A 14,189-nucleotide genomic window follows, 5' to 3' on the forward strand; every position below is an offset into this window, starting at 1 on the left:
GTTTCAGACTCCTTCTGCGAGGCTGGCGGAAGACAGGGAGGAGAAGCCGTAGTGACGCAGCCACCTCAGATCGCTCTCATAGAAAGAGCGCAGATCGGGAATACCGTTCTTCAGCATCGTGAGACGCTCGATACCCATACCGAAGGCAAAGCCCTGCCAGATGGCAGGATCGAGGCCGCAATTGGCGAGAACGCGCGGATGCACCATGCCCGAACCCAGAACCTCCAGCCACTCCGTGCCACCGCCGATCTCACCGGTCTGACGCGACCAGCCGATATCGACTTCCATCGAGGGCTCGGTGAACGGAAAATAGGAGGCGCGAAAACGCACCGGCAGGTTTGGCTTGTCGAAAAATACGCGCAGGAACTCGATCAGGCATCCCTTGAGATGGCCAAGCGTGATGCCCTTGTCGATGACGAGCCCCTCGCATTGATGGAACATCGGTGAATGGGTGGCATCATGATCGGCACGATAGGTGCGGCCCGGCGCAATGATGCGGATCGGAGGCTCCTGCGTCAGCATGGTGCGAATCTGCACGCCCGATGTCTGGGTGCGCAGCACGCGCGCCGGAGCGTCATCATGCGTGGCCGGAAGGTAAAAGGTGTCGTGCTCCGTACGCGCCGGATGATGGTCGGGCGTGTTGAGCGCCGAAAAATTATGCCACTGGGATTCGATATCCGGCCCTTCGGCAACGCTGAAGCCCATCGCGCCGAAAATAGCCGTCATTTCCTCAATGGTGCGGCTGATCGGGTGAATGAGTCCGAGCGGAGTCGCCGGAGCAGGCAGGGTCACATCGACCTGTTCGGATTTCAGACGCGATTCGAGAGCCGCCTCGGCGATTTCCTGGCCGCGCTGCTCGACAGCGCCGTTAAGCGCATCGCGCAGGCGGTTCAACGCCTGACCGCGTTCCTTGCGCTCTTCGGGGCTCATCTTGCCCAGCTCCTTGAGCAGCCGGGTCAGCCGACCCGATTTGCCCAGCACACCCACACGAATGGCATCCCAGGCGGCGTGATCCTGCGCCTGCGCCAACGCTTCGAGAGTTTCGCTTCTCAGCGCTTCCAGATCATCGCCCATCACTGCCTGTCCCATCGTTCGTCTGGTGGTACCGTCAAAAAAGAAAACGGGCCGTCCTGATACAGGACGGCCCGTTTTCTATCAAATCTGCAAAATCAGAAAAGCGGCAGATCAGGCCTGAGCCGTCTGCTCCTCAGCAGGCAGATCAAGGGCCATCTGAGCCAGCTTCACGATTTCGGCGAAGGTTGCGGCGTCATCGAATGCGATGGCGGCCAGAACCTTACGGTCGATTTCGATGCCAGCCTTTGCAAGACCATTGATGAACTTGCTGTAGGTTAGGCCCTGCTCGCGAACGGCAGCGTTGATACGCTGGATCCACAGAGCGCGAAAATCGCGCTTCTTGTTGCGACGGTCGCGATAGGCATAACGAAGAGCCTTCTCGACGCGCTCAAGAGCGATGCGATAATTGGTAGAAGACCGGCCGCGGTAACCCTTGGCGAGATCCAGAACCTTCTTGTGACGGGCGTGCGTCGTTACGCCGCGCTTAACACGTGCCATTTATATTGCTCCTCAAGCCAGTCCGTAGGGGGCCCACTGCTTCACGGTCTTCGCATCCATGTCCGTCATGGTCTGCGGGCCGCGATTGGTGCGCTTCATTTTCTGCGGACGGTTGATGAGGCCATGGCGCTTGTTGCCTGGACCGCACATCACCTTGCCGGTCGCGGTGATCTTGAACCGCTTCTTGACCGACGACTTGGTCTTCATCTTGGGCATTTCGTTCTCCTCTCGACATATCAGGCGGCTTGTCGCAATCACTCGCAACCACCACCAAGCGGCCAGGCATGCCCTACCATCGCCTGGACGCGCGTTCGAAAGGCGGCACTTATAGGACATCTCTGCCCTACACAACCCGTTTTAACGCGCATAAACATTTACTTTAGGTTAGACGGGACCTTAACCATAATGTGGGACGTTCTTGACGTAGATCAACATTTGCGCCTTTTTCCACGCGGTCTCTTTTCACAATGTTTCTGACCACGAAACCTCATATAGGACGACGCATGAACACGGTTTCCCGGCCGCGGTTCTGGGCAGCCCTCACCGCCGTGATATTCGCCCTTTGTGGCATATATCTGACACTCGGCGGTGTCTGGCTCCTGAGCTATGGCGACACCCCTTATTATGCAGTCTGCGGTATCGCCCTTCTGGCCACCGCCTATCTTGTCTGGACCGGCCGCCCGGCGGCTTTCTGGCTCTACACCCTCATCATTCTCGGCTCACTCGCCTGGGCGATCGGCGAAATCGGCATCGATTTCTGGTCGCTCGTTCCGCGTGGCGACGTCATCGTCATTCTTGGCATCTGGCTGCTTCTGCCCTTCGTCAGTCGGCAGATCACCACGAGCCGCCTTGCCACCTTCCCCCTCGCTGGCAGCGTCCTGCTTGCGCTGATCGTCGTGGTCGTCGCCTTCGTGCAGGATCCGAGCGACAAGGAAGGCAACCTGCCGACAGACAAGATCGCCGCCGCCGGCAGCGATGCACCGCAGGTTCCGATGGCGACTGGCAGGCTTACGGTCGTACCCAGTATGGCGATCGCTTCTCGCCGCTGACGCAGATCAATTCGGACAATGTGAGCAAGCTCAAGGTTGCCTGGACGATGCGTACCGGCGACCTCAAGGGGCCGAACGATCCGGGTGAAGCCACGAACGAGGCCACGCCGCTGGCTATCGATGGCACGCTGTATTTCTGCTCGCTTCATCAGAAGCTCTGGGCTGTCGACGGCGCGACCGGCAAGACGAAATGGGTGTTCGACCCTCATCTCTATGTCAATCCGGGTTTCCAGCATCTGACATGCCGTGGCGTGACCTACCACAAATCCGATGCGAGCGCCGTGACCTCCGATGGCACGCCTGCGCCGGATGAGTGCCATGAGCGCCTGTTCCTGCCCGTCAATGACGGTCGCATGTTCGCGGTCGATGCCAAGACCGGCAAGGCCTGCCCGAGCTTTGGCAAGAACGGCGAGATCGATCTGCGCACGCCCTATATGCCTTATGACCATGTGGGCGGCTATGAGCCGACATCCCCGCCGGTCGTAACCGACAAGGTCGTCATCGTTTCCGGCGCAGTGACCGACAACAACTCCACCAAGGAGCCGTCGGGCGTTACGCGCGCATTCGATCTGTTCACGGGCAAGCTGGTCTGGGTATTCGACCCGTCCAATCCTGACCCGACCGAAATGCCGAGCGACGACCACAAATATGTGGCCAACTCGCCCAATTCCTGGATCACCGCGTCCTATGACGCCAATCTGGGTCTCGTCTACATCCCGACCGGTGTTCAGACGCCTGACCAGTGGGGCGGCAACCGCACCCCGGATGCCGAGCGCTATGCTTCGGCCGTACTGGCGCTGCATGCCGATACCGGCAAGCTGGCCTGGAGCTATCAGACCGTTCACCACGATCTGTGGGACATGGATCTCCCGGCGCAGATGAGCCTTGTCGACATCACCCAGAAAGACGGCACTGTCGTCCCGGCCATCTATGCGCCGGCCAAGACGGGCAATGTCTTCGTACTCGATCGTCGCGATGGCAAGCTCATCGTAGGCGCACCGGAACTGCCCGTGCCGCAGGAAGTGGTCAAGGGCGACCATGTTTCACCGACCCAGCCTTCTCCGAGCTGACCCTTCGTCCGAAGGCGCTGCTGACGGGCAAGGATATGTGGGGCGGCACCGTGTTCGATCAGCTGATCTGCCGCGTGGCATTCCATCAGCTCGACTACAAGGGCACGTTCACTGCACCGTCCGAACGCGGCTCGCTCATCTTCCCGGGTAATCTCGGCATCTTCGAATGGGGTGGCCTCGCGGTCGATCCGCAGCGCCAGATCGCCATTTCGAACCCGATCGCCCTGCCCTTCGTCTCGCGGCTGGTCCCCCGTGGTCCGGGCAATCCGCTCTGGCCGGAAGATGGCAACAGAAAAGGCTCAGGTGGTGAAACCGGTCTGCAGCACAATTATGGCGCACCCTATGCGATCATGCTCAGCCCGTTCCTGAACCCGATCACCACCAAGGTCGGCCTGCCCATCCCCTGCAAGCGTCCGCCCTGGGGCTATATGGCCGGTATCGATCTGCGCACCAACAAGGTGATCTGGCAGCATCGCAACGGTACGCTGCGGGACAGCCTTTACAGCAGCTCGCTGCCTGTGCAGCTGCCGCCGCTCAAGATCGGCGTACCGAGCTCGGTGGCCCGCTCACCACGGCGGGTAACGTTGCCTTCCTGACCTCGACGCTGGACTTCTACATCCGCGCTTATGATGTCACCACAGGCAAGACACTGTGCAGGACCGTCTGCCTGCCGGTGGCCAGTCCACCCCGATGAGCTACTCTGCCAATGGCAAGCAGTACATCGTGACCTATGCTGGCGGCCACGGCTCGTTCGGCACCAAGATGGGCGATTACGTCATCGCCTATGCCCTGCCGAACTGACCGGTTCAGCAGACGCACGGAAAACCCGCCTCAGAGCGGGTTTTTTTGTATCTGCCGTTCTTGTTGAGACGCTTTTGTGACTCAGGTGAAAATCCTTGCACCTGCGCAAATAATGTCAGAGTGTTTCAGCACTCTCAAACGAAGGAATTGAGCCATGCTTCGCGGTTTTCTTGCCCTGACACTCCTGCTCGGCGCGACGGCTGCGCCAGCCGCCTATGCCAAGCCATGTCGCGACGCGACGACCGGCAAATTCACGAAGTGCGAGAAGCCCAAGGCCGAGAAATGCCGTGATGCCAAGGGCAAGTTCATGAAGTGCAAAGCTGACGCTGCCCCCAAGGAAGATACCAAGTCTGCCCCGACGGCTACACCCGCCGACGGTGCGCCCGGCAAGACTGATACGACCCAGCAGGACGGATCGACGGATCAAGCACAAAAAAGACCCGGCATTGCCGGGTCTTTTTCATTCAGGCGCGAGCACGAGCTTATGGCCTGGGCCATGGCTTCCACGCCATTACCCCGATTTGTCGAAAGCGCCTTTACCAGACCAAGCTCGTGCAGGAATTTCGGGTCCGTTGCGTCGATTTCTGCCGTGCTGCGCCCTGAGTAGACGCGCAGCAACAAGGCGACGAGCCCGCTGACAATGGCGGCGTCCGAGGCACCAGCAAAGAACAGAGCGCCATCTGCCTCATGCGCTTCAAGCCAGACCTGACTTTGACAACCGGGCACACGATGGGCGTCGTTCTGCCATTCGGTCGGAAAAGCGGGTAACCCGCGCCCCATCTCGATGATGTACTCGTAGCGATCCATCCAGTCATCGAACATGGCCAGTTCGTCGCTGATCGCCGCAATCGCCCCTTCTGCCGACCCGTCGACGGGCTGCACCCAGGGTGCCAGTACCGCGCCGCTCACAGGATGAACCTGCTGAGATCGCCCTTGCTCGCAAGGGGGGCCACGCGCTCCTGAACATCCTGCGCCGTGACAGTGATCGTTTCGCCACCGAGATCGGAAGCGCGGAAGGAAATATCTTCCAGCAGGCGTTCCATCACCGTTGCCAGACGTCTGGCACCGATATTCTCGACGCGCTCATTGATGTCCGCCGCCAGCTCTGCCATCGCCTCGACCGCACCGTCTTCGAAAATGAGCGTGACGTTCTCGGTGCCAAGCAGCGACACATATTGCTTGAGCAGAGAATGTTCAGGTTCGAGCAGAATGCGTTTGAGATCGTCACGCGTCAGACCAGCCAACTCGACGCGGATAGGAAGACGGCCCTGCAATTCGGGCAGGAGATCCGAAGGCTTTGCCAGGTGAAAGGCACCGGACGCGATGAAGAGAATATGATCCGTCTTCACCGGGCCATATTTAGTCGTGACCGTCGTACCCTCGATCAGCGGCAGCAAATCACGCTGCACACCTTCGCGCGAGATGTCGCCGCTACGGCCACCCCCCTCACCCGAGCGGGCACAGACCTTGTCGATCTCGTCGAGAAAGACGATGCCATGATCCTGCACGTGGCGCACGGCATCCTGTGTCAGCGCATCGCTATCGACCAGTCTGTCGGCCTCCTCGCGGATCAGCAACAGGCGTGCTGCCGCAATGGTCAGGCGACGCTTCTGCGGCGAGCGATTCATCAGATTCTTCATCAGATCGCCGAAAGCCGCCGCGTTCATAACGGTACCGCCCGCCATATCCGGCATATCGCCGGGGCCCGCCTCGCGACCAACCTGAATCTCGATCTCCTTGTCTTCAAGCTCGCCATTGCGCAGCATCTGGCGGAACTTGGTCTTGGTGTCTGCCGACGCTGTTTCGCCGACCAGCGCGTCTACAAGACGCGCTTCGGCAGCCAACTCCGCCTTGGCATTCACATCCTTGCGGCGCGCCTCGCGCAGCATGGTAAGTGACACCTCGACCAGATCGCGCACGATCGATTCGACATCGCGCCCGACATAGCCAACCTCGGTGAATTTTGTCGCCTCGACCTTGAGGAAAGGCGACTGCGCCAGACGGGCCAGGCGGCGCGCGATTTCCGTCTTGCCGCAGCCGGTCGGACCAATCATCAGAATGTTCTTGGGAACGACCTCATCACGCAGAGCATCAGGAAGCTGCGCCCGGCGCCAGCGATTACGCATGGCAATGGCCACGGCACGCTTGGCTTCGTTCTGCCCTATGATGAAGCGGTCGAGTTCGGAGACGATTTCGCGCGGCGAGTAATTCGGAATTTCCATTACAGCGACTCCCCGCCGAGCAGTTCCACCCGAACGGAATGGTTGGTGTAAACGCAGATATCGCCTGCAATCTCCATGGCCCTGCGTGCCACCTCTTCCGCCGTCAGCCCCTCGATATCGATCAGCGCCCGTGCTGCAGAAAGGGCATAATTCCCACCAGAACCGATGGCGATGATGCCGTCTTCTGGTTCGAGCACGTCGCCATTACCCGTCAGCGTGAAAGAGCGATGGGCATCAGCGACCGCCATCATGCTTCCAGCCGGCGCAGATAGCGATCGGTGCGCCAGTCCTTGGCCAGGTCGACACAGGCTCGCTCCAGCTGGTCGGGATAACGTTCGAGTTTGGCTTCGAGACGTTCGAGCAGCGTGAAGGCGTCGGCCGTCGCACCGGCAAAACCAGCCAGAATGGCGCCTTTGGGACCAATACGTCGCACTTTGCGGGCATTGCCCTTGATGACGGTCTGGCCAAGCGTCACCTGCCCGTCGCCCGCCATGGCAACCTGTCCGTCGCGACGGACACAGAGGATCGTGGTGCCATGCCAACCAACAGGATCATGGGAAGAAGAAGAATTCTGCATGCTTCCACACATAAGCGGTATGCGCCGTCAGACAAGATCGAAACCCTGCCTGACGGAGCAGCTGTCTGATGTTATGCTGTGCTGTGGCTCAGCCTCGCTTGCGCATCGTGGCGCAGATCGCCTCGCGCAGTTCCTGCGGGGTGAACGGCTTGCCGAGCACGAAAGCCTGAGCGGGCAGATTCTGCGGATCGGCGTAACCGCTGACATAAAGCACCGGCAGATCGGGATAGCGCGCTGCCACGATCAGCCGCATTCACGCCCGCCCATGCCGGGCATGAGCAGGTCGAGCACGACCAGATCGACGACCTCTCCCTTTTCGAGATAGCTGATCACATCAGCGCCATCGGGTACGCTGACGACGTTGTGCCCGTCCTGTGTCAGGAACTGCTCGGTCACGAGCCGCACGCCCGGCTCGTCGTCGGCTAGCAGGATACGCAAAGGCCTCGAGGGCTGCGCGTCCACCCTGTCAGGGGCCAACTCATTCTCTTGCTCTTGCGCGCAGACGGGAAGGGTCACGATCATGCTCGTGCCTTCATCGGGCACGCTTTCGACCCGGATATCGCCACCGCTGCGTTGCAGGAACCCATAGATGGTCGAAAGACCGAGGCCTGTTCCGCTTCCCAGCCCCTTTGTCGTGAAGAAGGGCTCGAAAATGCGGCGTACCACCTCTGGGGGCATCCCACAGCCCTGATCTTCCACAGTGAGGATGACACAGGGAGCGCCAACCACGTTGGTCTCGCTGACAAGGCGGATACTGATCGACCCGCCCCGAGGCATCGCGTCACGGGCATTGATACAGAGATTGAGCAGCGCCATTTCGAGCTGCCCCGGATCGCTGAGCACCGGCGCCACCCGAAGATCGCGCGGCACAGCATCGAGATCCAGGGTGCACCGGCCTGTCTCGCCTCTCAGGTCGCTGGTGCGGCTCAGGCTCTGCACGATCAGATCGCGCATGTTCCAGATCAGCTCGACAAGATCGACCGGCTTCAGCGCCACAGGTTTGGGCCGACCGAACTCCAGGAGACGTCGCGTCAGCACAGTGCCGCGCCGCGCGGAATCGAGCGCATTATCGAAAAGCTTCGTCACCATCGGATCGCTCGCAGGCGTCATATCCTGCAGCAATTCGAGCGAACCCAGCATCGCAGTCAGCAGATTATTGAAGTCATGCGCAATGCCACCCGCCAAGGTGCCAAGCGCGTGCATCTTGTCGTCCTGACGCAGGCGTTCTTCCATAGCGAGGCGTTCGGTGACGTCACGATCGAGACTGAGCTGCCAACGTTGAGCGGCGGGATACGGCACGCCGGAAGCGTTGCGCGGCCAGGGTAGCGTCTGACGCGAGATCTCATGCCAGCGCGTGCCCCCCGGCGTGATCTCTGAAACGAGGCGCATGACCTCGCCATGCTCCTTTGCCTCCTCGCGCATGGCAGTGATTTCAGGACGAAGCGCTTCTTCGAACAGCGTGTTTTCCTCGATATCCCCTCTGGCGTTGAGGGGGGCGTCGACGTCGAAATTATGGCGCAGTACCGTACCATTGGCTTCCGAGAACACGACATTCATCGGAACTGATTCCAGCGCACCATGCAGCAACACGCGCTCGGTCATCAGCGCCCGCTCGAGCCGGTGATGGGCGGCCACCTCGCGCACCATTGCGCGCAGCGAATCAGACTCCCAGGGCTTATGAGCGTAAAACTGGATGCGGCCCTGATTGAGAGCGGCCACAACAGCCGCAAGATCGGCATAGCCGGTCAGCAGGATGCCACGCGCGTCGGAAAATTCACGCGCTTTGCTGAGTAGTACATCTCCGGTCATGTTGGGCATGCGCTGATCGGAGACGATCACGGCTATATCGGGCGACTTCTTAAGAAAGCCCAGAGCTTCGACAGGGTCCGTGCTGGACAGAATATCGAACTCGTCTTCCAGCAGATCGGTCAGCGCCACGAGGATTTCCGCCTCGTCATCGACGATGAGAATGCGGCTGCGCCCGTAGGGAACAGACATCTCGGTGCGTTTCATGCGCTGCGTCCTATCGTAACCGGGCCAGTCGGGGTCAGTCGGACGGGAACAGAAAGTGTGAAACACGCCCCTACCCCCTGACCGCCACTGAGATTGGCATCTTCAATATCAATCGAGCCTCCATGAGCCTCGATCACACCATAGGCAATTGCCAGTCCGAGGCCTGTGCCCATTCCTACCGGCTTGGTCGTAAAGAAAGGCTCAAAAACCCTGGCGCGCAGATCGGGAGGCACGCCGGGACCGTCATCGGCCACGCTGATCACGTAATTTGCCCCCTGCTCATTCTGCTTGAGCACCGTCTCGATCACGATCTTGCCGCTTGGCGCACCGGACTCAAGCCCCTCGACTTCGGCACGCGAACGAATGGCATCGGCGGCGTTGCTGACGATATTCATGACAACCTGATGCAGCAGGGCGGGCTGGCAAACCAGCATACGTGGCGCCGCCAGATGCCGTTCGACCGTGATTTCGCGCCCGAATTTGTGAGCCAGAAGCGCTAGCGCCGTGTCGATTGCCTCGACGACATCCGTATCCTGAAACGCGCTCTCATCGAGACGCGAGAAGCGACGCAGGCTCAGGACAAGATTCTGGATGCGCTGCAGGCCCAGTCTCATGGCTCCGATACGGTTGGAGCATTTTTCGAGCAGGGTAAGCTGGGAAGGCTGAAGCGGCCCCTCGGTCTCGATCAGCCTGCGCAGGGCGCGCGCAATCGTTTCCTCATGTGCCAGCGTAAACGCGAGTGGATTGTTGATTTCATGGGCGATACCGGCCACCAGTTCGCCGAGCGACGCCATCTTGGCGGTCTGAACCAGCTTGGCCTGAGTTTCGATCAGACGGGCATTGGCATCGGCGAGCTCGGCATTGGCATGAGCAAGCGCCTCGGCCATGGCCGCCTTCGCGGCGATGGCGCGCGCCTCACTCTGGGCCGTCTGAAGGGCGACTTCGCGTACCTGACGTTTGATTTCCTGCTGCCTGATCTCGTCCTGCGCCAGCTTGCGGCGTACGAGCACCCTTATGCGCAAAGCGAGCACATCCGGCGCGATGTCGCTCGGGACAAGATCGTCGAGCCCGGCATCGAAGAGATCGGCCGCTGAATGACGCCGGAACCGGTCTGCATCAACGATACCGAGGATACGGAAGGATGTGCCGCCGGCTTCGAGCACGTCCTGACGCCGCGCATCGAGGCGACGACAGAAATTGACCCCGTCGAGCAGGCGCGAGGTGAGGTCGAGCACGAGACAATCCGGCCCTTCCTCGCCCCCCAGCCATGCACCATTGATCAGCTCGCTCGACGCCGTGACGGTGGTAACCGTATGCCCGTCACGCCAGAGCAGCTCACCGAGCGAAGCCCCCGAGACATCACGTGCCCAATTGGCGCTCTCGCTTATTTCCTCTTCACAATCGTCACCTCTGGGGCTGGTGACGATGACGATGCGCGCGCGCCTGAAACGCCCGGCCTCATCAGCCTGCAGAAAATCGGACCCTTCGCGCAGCAAGGCCCTGATGCGCAGGACCAGCAGGTCAGGATGCGCCGATTTCGAAATATAGGCATCCGCCCCGCTTTCGAGGCCCTCTCGCTCCAGCCCCGGTGCCACGTCTTCGGTGAGCATCAGGATCGGAATCGAGCGCGTCTGGGCATTCATGCGGAACTGACGAGCCATCTGGCCGCCATTCATCCCGGGCAGATGATAATCCGAGACAACCAGATCGGGCAGACCGTCATCGAGGCAGGAAAGCGCTTCTTCACCGCTTGCCACGCGTCGAACGGCAAACCCCGCATTATCGAGTAGTGCGACGAGAGCCTGGGCCTGGCTGTCGGATTCCTCGACGATGAGGATGAGGGGAAGTTGCGTGTCGGAAATGGTCATGCAGTGTCGTGGTCCATCATATCATACACGCCTCAAGGAACGACTGTAACCGTTCAAGGTCCGGAATGGGTGATTATCGGGCTCGGCTTTTGCCAATCATTGCATTTCGTCGCGCTGGCAGCTACCTCAACGACAGACAACGTGGCCAGCTTCGACTGGACGCCTTTTTCCCGTGCCCGTTACGACAAGCTGAAAGCGCCCCATGGAAGCTCCATCCCGCCCTTCCCTGTCACGTCTGGCCCAGGCAAGCGAAGATCGTGAGGCCCGCACGCCCACCGGTATCGGTTTCGTGCGTACCACGTTCTGGGCGATCTGCCATTTCGTCTTCTATTTCGCCCAGCAGGTCGCCGAAGTTCTCGCCCCGCTCTGCCTCGTGATCGGTATCGGCTGGATGGCCCTGCCCCGTGCGCTCTCCGCCATTACGACTGGCAGTGCATCAAGCGATCCGCAGGCACAGGACGTCATGAACCATGTCGTCGGCAGCATCCCCGATCACCTGACGATCGGTAGCCATGTCATGACGCCGGGCGGCCTGATTTTCGACGGCTTCCTGCTCATGGCCATCGCGGCGGTCGGTGCAACGATCTCGGCCGTGGCCGCCCGCAATATGTAATTTCCCGTTCAAGACGTTCATGATCCGGGAGCGTTCATGATCCGGTTTCGCAATGTGAGCTATAGACATGAAAGAGGCCGCCGGGCTCAGGGGCGCCCGGTTCTTGAGGCAATCACCCTCGATATTCCCCAAGGCAGCTTCCACTGGCTGACTGGCCCATCGGGCGCCGGCAAATCGAGCCTTCTGCAGTTGATGCATCTAGAGTCCCTGCCCGATGAGGGGCAGGTCGAAATTCTGGGTGTCGACATCAAGAGCGCCAAGCGGCGACAACGCGCCCAGCTAAGACAGAAAATCGGTTTCATTCCGCAAGACCTCCGTCTGCTCTCCGAACTGGATGTTTTCGACAACATCGCTCTCCCCTTGCGACTTGCAGGCGCTGCGCGTGGAACGATCGAAGGTGAGATCGTGTCGATTCTCGACTGGCTCGGCCTGATCAGCAAGAAGCACAGTCTGCCCGACCAGCTTTCGGGCGGCGAACGTCAGCGCGTTGCCATCGCGCGTGCCCTCGTCATGCGCCCCTCCCTTCTTCTGGCCGATGAGCCGACGAACGCCTTGGCCGAAGGGCAAAGCTGGCAGCTTGTCGAAGCTCTTCAGGCACTGAGCCGTTCGGGTACTACCGTCATTGTCGCAACCCATAACGAAGCCCTGCTTCGTGCTGTAGAGTATCCAAGCATAGCGCTGAAAAACGGACGCCTTGCGGGGATGCCGCTGCGATGAGCCGAGCCCTGCCCGATGGCCTGCATCTCGGCAGGCGCGACCATGGGCTGATTCCCGTCATTGCGGCTGTTGCTGCCATAGCCGCCCTCGCTCTTGGGGGGTGGAACGCAGCACGCAGCCTCTCGCGTGAGTGGGAAAATGGCGCGGCGCAGCATGTCACGATCGAAATTCCCGACTTTACCGGCGACGCCGGGTCAACCGCGAACAGACTGAGCGCCGTTCTACGTAGCGATCCGGGCATTGCAACCGTCGAAACACTGCCTGAGACACAGATACGGGCTATTCTGCGGCCATGGCTCGGGACGATGCAGGGCGAGCTTTCCGATCTGCCCGTCGTGCTGGCCGTCACGCGGAAAAGCGGAGCCCCTGCAACCGATTTTCCTGCCATACTCGACACAGTCGCCCCCTCTGCCATTTTTGAAGAAAATGCCAAATGGGGCGAGAGGCTCACGCTTCTGGGCCACAGCCTTCAGGCTTGCGCCTGGCTGGCCGTGCTCCTTGCCGGGTTCGCCACAGCCGGAGTAACGACGCTCTCGGTGCGCATGACCCTGATCGCCAGACGCCGCACGATCGAGATCCTGCATGGCTTTGGCGCGCGTGACAGCCTGATTGCGCGACGAATCGCCTGGCGCAGCGCAGGGCTCGGCCTTGCAGGCGGCGTTCTCGGTACGATTCTCGGTGGTGCGACGCTTGCAGTTCTGCACAGGCTCATTCTGCCTTTCATGGATCAGCACAACGCCGGACTCTCCCTCTGGCCTCATGGCGTGTCGGAGTGGCTTTCTATCTGGGTCAGCCTGCCGCAGGCCTTATGGCAGTCTCTGGCCTGCGTGCCGGTTCTGGTGGCCTTGCTGAGTTTTGCAGTGGCCCAATACACGGTGCGGCTGTGGCTGCGGAGACTGCCGTGAAATTCTGGCTTGCGGTGCCATTCCTGATTCTCGTTCTGGCCCTCTCTTGGTGCGCTGGCTTTGCGTGGTTCTGTGTCGATGCGCTTCACCCGGTGTCGAATCCGGTCCATTGCGACGGGATCGTCGCCCTGACTGGAGGTCGCGACAGGATAGAGGCCTCGCTGTCGCTGCTCGACAAGGGCGTGGGCAGAAAACTGCTCATTTCGGGCGTCGGGCCCCATGCCACGCTGACACAGCTCGCCGAACACGCCCCCATCGCCCTCAGCCCGGACCTGACTTCACGCATCACGCTCGGGCGCAGAGCAGTCTCCACCATCGGCAATGGCTCCGAAACGGCAGAATGGGCCGCCCAGAACGGGATCCACTCCCTGCTTGTCGTCACGGCGGGCTATCATATCAGACGTGCCATGCTCGAGCTGCACCGCGCGGCACCCGGTCTGACGCTGCATCCCTACCCGGTACGATCGCCCGCCCTGAGGCGCAGCCCCGATCGCGCGACGTTCAGACTCTTGTTCCATGAGTACATGAAATGGATCGGCTCTCATCTAGGCCTGTCGCGCGGAATCAATCTGACGCCGCCAGCCTGACACAGCGACCACCAGGAAAGACATGATCGGGACGGATTGCGCCTTTATTCAAGCGGAGCCCGTCCCGTCGAATTCCATCGGGGCGCCTGTTGCTCTAGAGCTTCTCGGACCAAACAGAATCGACCGACCGGATCGGGGCGCCCATTCAGAAGATTGGCTTCCGAGCTGCAAGCCAGCGCACATGAACAGGGCTCT

General features: G+C 60.6%; 15 protein-coding genes and 2 pseudogenes. 7 read left to right on the forward strand and 10 right to left on the reverse strand.

Annotated features, from left to right (window positions below):
* Nucleotides 1-3: 3 nt before the first annotated feature.
* The 3 genes from pheS to rpmI all read right to left on the reverse strand — a co-directional run bounded on the left by pheS (nucleotide 4) and on the right by rpmI (nucleotide 1,788).
* Complete coding sequence (pheS, locus tag JCM25414_RS06760) at nucleotides 4-1,074, reverse strand: phenylalanine--tRNA ligase subunit alpha (protein ID WP_025841130.1); 1,071 nt, start codon at nucleotides 1,072-1,074, stop codon at nucleotides 4-6.
* Between the two features lie 111 nt (nucleotides 1,075-1,185).
* Nucleotides 1,186-1,572 carry a 50S ribosomal protein L20 gene (rplT, locus tag JCM25414_RS06765; protein ID WP_025841131.1) on the reverse strand — a complete coding sequence of 129 codons (387 nt, stop codon included), beginning with the start codon at nucleotides 1,570-1,572 and terminating at the stop codon, nucleotides 1,186-1,188.
* A 12-nt stretch (nucleotides 1,573-1,584) separates the two neighbouring features.
* On the reverse strand, nucleotides 1,585-1,788 hold the full coding sequence (gene rpmI / locus JCM25414_RS06770; RefSeq protein WP_023978115.1) for a 50S ribosomal protein L35: 204 nt from the start codon (nucleotides 1,786-1,788) through the stop codon (nucleotides 1,585-1,587).
* Nucleotides 1,789-2,075: 287 nt separating this feature from the next.
* Here rpmI and JCM25414_RS27085 point away from each other — a divergent pair, with 287 nt between their 5' ends.
* The 3 genes and pseudogenes from JCM25414_RS27085 (at nucleotide 2,076) to JCM25414_RS27090 (ending at nucleotide 4,492) form a co-directional block, all read left to right on the forward strand.
* A complete protein-coding gene (locus JCM25414_RS27085) occupies nucleotides 2,076-2,621 on the forward strand; it encodes a hypothetical protein (protein ID WP_456303449.1) in 546 nt (181 codons plus the stop codon).
* Nucleotides 2,622-2,626: 5 nt separating this feature from the next.
* Nucleotides 2,627-4,385: pseudogene (locus tag JCM25414_RS17980) on the forward strand (membrane-bound PQQ-dependent dehydrogenase, glucose/quinate/shikimate family).
* Nucleotides 4,343-4,492 carry a hypothetical protein gene (locus tag JCM25414_RS27090; protein WP_456303450.1) on the forward strand — a complete coding sequence of 50 codons (150 nt, stop codon included), beginning with the start codon at nucleotides 4,343-4,345 and terminating at the stop codon, nucleotides 4,490-4,492. The pseudogene JCM25414_RS17980 and the gene JCM25414_RS27090 overlap by 43 nt, the downstream one beginning before the upstream one ends.
* A 115-nt stretch (nucleotides 4,493-4,607) precedes the next feature.
* On the opposite strand, the gene JCM25414_RS23675 is transcribed toward JCM25414_RS27090, so the two are convergent.
* From JCM25414_RS23675 to JCM25414_RS06805, 7 genes and pseudogenes are all read right to left on the reverse strand, one after another.
* Nucleotides 4,608-4,919 (reverse strand): hypothetical protein, encoded by a 312-nt coding sequence (locus JCM25414_RS23675; protein ID WP_025841132.1) that lies wholly within the window; start codon nucleotides 4,917-4,919, stop codon nucleotides 4,608-4,610.
* Nucleotides 4,916-5,401: a SufE family protein gene (locus tag JCM25414_RS06785; protein ID WP_025841133.1), complete on the reverse strand. Its 486-nt coding sequence runs from the start codon at nucleotides 5,399-5,401 to the stop codon at nucleotides 4,916-4,918. The genes JCM25414_RS23675 and JCM25414_RS06785 overlap by 4 nt, the downstream gene beginning before the upstream one ends.
* Nucleotides 5,398-6,714: an ATP-dependent protease ATPase subunit HslU gene (gene hslU, locus JCM25414_RS06790; protein ID WP_025841134.1), complete on the reverse strand. Its 1,317-nt coding sequence runs from the start codon at nucleotides 6,712-6,714 to the stop codon at nucleotides 5,398-5,400. Before hslU ends, JCM25414_RS06785 begins: the two co-directional genes overlap by 4 nt.
* Nucleotides 6,714-7,291 (reverse strand): annotated as a pseudogene (hslV, locus tag JCM25414_RS17985) (ATP-dependent protease subunit HslV). Before hslV ends, hslU begins: the two are co-directional and overlap by 1 nt.
* A gap of 88 nt (nucleotides 7,292-7,379) precedes the next feature.
* Nucleotides 7,380-7,544: a hypothetical protein gene (locus tag JCM25414_RS23315; protein WP_159101720.1), complete on the reverse strand. Its 165-nt coding sequence runs from the start codon at nucleotides 7,542-7,544 to the stop codon at nucleotides 7,380-7,382.
* Nucleotides 7,535-9,304, reverse strand: a complete 1,770-nt coding sequence (locus JCM25414_RS17990) for a response regulator (RefSeq protein ID WP_148300981.1) — start codon at nucleotides 9,302-9,304, stop codon at nucleotides 7,535-7,537. Before JCM25414_RS17990 ends, JCM25414_RS23315 begins: the two co-directional genes overlap by 10 nt.
* Nucleotides 9,301-11,172: a response regulator gene (locus tag JCM25414_RS06805; protein WP_025841135.1), complete on the reverse strand. Its 1,872-nt coding sequence runs from the start codon at nucleotides 11,170-11,172 to the stop codon at nucleotides 9,301-9,303. Before JCM25414_RS06805 ends, JCM25414_RS17990 begins: the two co-directional genes overlap by 4 nt.
* Before the next feature lie 202 nt (nucleotides 11,173-11,374).
* Between JCM25414_RS06805 and JCM25414_RS22910 the strand changes: the two genes are divergently transcribed.
* The 4 genes from JCM25414_RS22910 to JCM25414_RS06825 are packed head-to-tail and all read left to right on the forward strand — an operon-like array spanning nucleotide 11,375 to nucleotide 13,994.
* Complete coding sequence (locus JCM25414_RS22910; RefSeq protein ID WP_025841136.1) at nucleotides 11,375-11,785, forward strand: hypothetical protein; 411 nt, start codon at nucleotides 11,375-11,377, stop codon at nucleotides 11,783-11,785.
* A gap of 36 nt (nucleotides 11,786-11,821) precedes the next feature.
* Nucleotides 11,822-12,502 carry a cell division ATP-binding protein FtsE gene (locus tag JCM25414_RS22915; RefSeq protein WP_025841137.1) on the forward strand — a complete coding sequence of 227 codons (681 nt, stop codon included), beginning with the start codon at nucleotides 11,822-11,824 and terminating at the stop codon, nucleotides 12,500-12,502.
* A complete protein-coding gene (locus tag JCM25414_RS22920; protein ID WP_025841138.1) occupies nucleotides 12,499-13,407 on the forward strand; it encodes a cell division protein FtsX in 909 nt (302 codons plus the stop codon). The genes JCM25414_RS22915 and JCM25414_RS22920 overlap by 4 nt, the downstream gene beginning before the upstream one ends.
* Entirely contained in the window at nucleotides 13,404-13,994 is a 591-nt protein-coding gene (locus JCM25414_RS06825) for a YdcF family protein (protein WP_025841139.1), read from the forward strand. Before JCM25414_RS22920 ends, JCM25414_RS06825 begins: the two co-directional genes overlap by 4 nt.
* The last annotated feature ends 195 nt before the right edge of the window (nucleotides 13,995-14,189 follow it).

Origin of the sequence: Asaia platycodi JCM 25414, from assembly GCF_000614545.1 — a bacterium.
In the GTDB taxonomy this organism is placed as follows: domain Bacteria; phylum Pseudomonadota; class Alphaproteobacteria; order Acetobacterales; family Acetobacteraceae; genus Asaia; species Asaia platycodi.

Coding starts and splice junctions, on each gene's coding strand:
- pheS (WP_025841130.1), bottom strand. CDS start 1,074: ATGGGCGATGATCTGGAAGCGCTGAGAAGCGAAACTCTCGAAGCGTTG.
- rplT (WP_025841131.1), bottom strand. CDS start 1,572: ATGGCACGTGTTAAGCGCGGCGTAACGACGCACGCCCGTCACAAGAAG.
- rpmI (WP_023978115.1), bottom strand. CDS start 1,788: ATGCCCAAGATGAAGACCAAGTCGTCGGTCAAGAAGCGGTTCAAGATC.
- JCM25414_RS27085 (WP_456303449.1), top strand. CDS start 2,076: ATGAACACGGTTTCCCGGCCGCGGTTCTGGGCAGCCCTCACCGCCGTG.
- hslU (WP_025841134.1), bottom strand. CDS start 6,714: ATGGAAATTCCGAATTACTCGCCGCGCGAAATCGTCTCCGAACTCGAC.
- JCM25414_RS23315 (WP_159101720.1), bottom strand. CDS start 7,544: ATGCGGCTGATCGTGGCAGCGCGCTATCCCGATCTGCCGGTGCTTTAT.
- JCM25414_RS17990 (WP_148300981.1), bottom strand. CDS start 9,304: ATGAAACGCACCGAGATGTCTGTTCCCTACGGGCGCAGCCGCATTCTC.
- JCM25414_RS06805 (WP_025841135.1), bottom strand. CDS start 11,172: ATGACCATTTCCGACACGCAACTTCCCCTCATCCTCATCGTCGAGGAA.
- JCM25414_RS22910 (WP_025841136.1), top strand. CDS start 11,375: ATGGAAGCTCCATCCCGCCCTTCCCTGTCACGTCTGGCCCAGGCAAGC.
- JCM25414_RS22915 (WP_025841137.1), top strand. CDS start 11,822: ATGATCCGGTTTCGCAATGTGAGCTATAGACATGAAAGAGGCCGCCGG.
- JCM25414_RS22920 (WP_025841138.1), top strand. CDS start 12,499: ATGAGCCGAGCCCTGCCCGATGGCCTGCATCTCGGCAGGCGCGACCAT.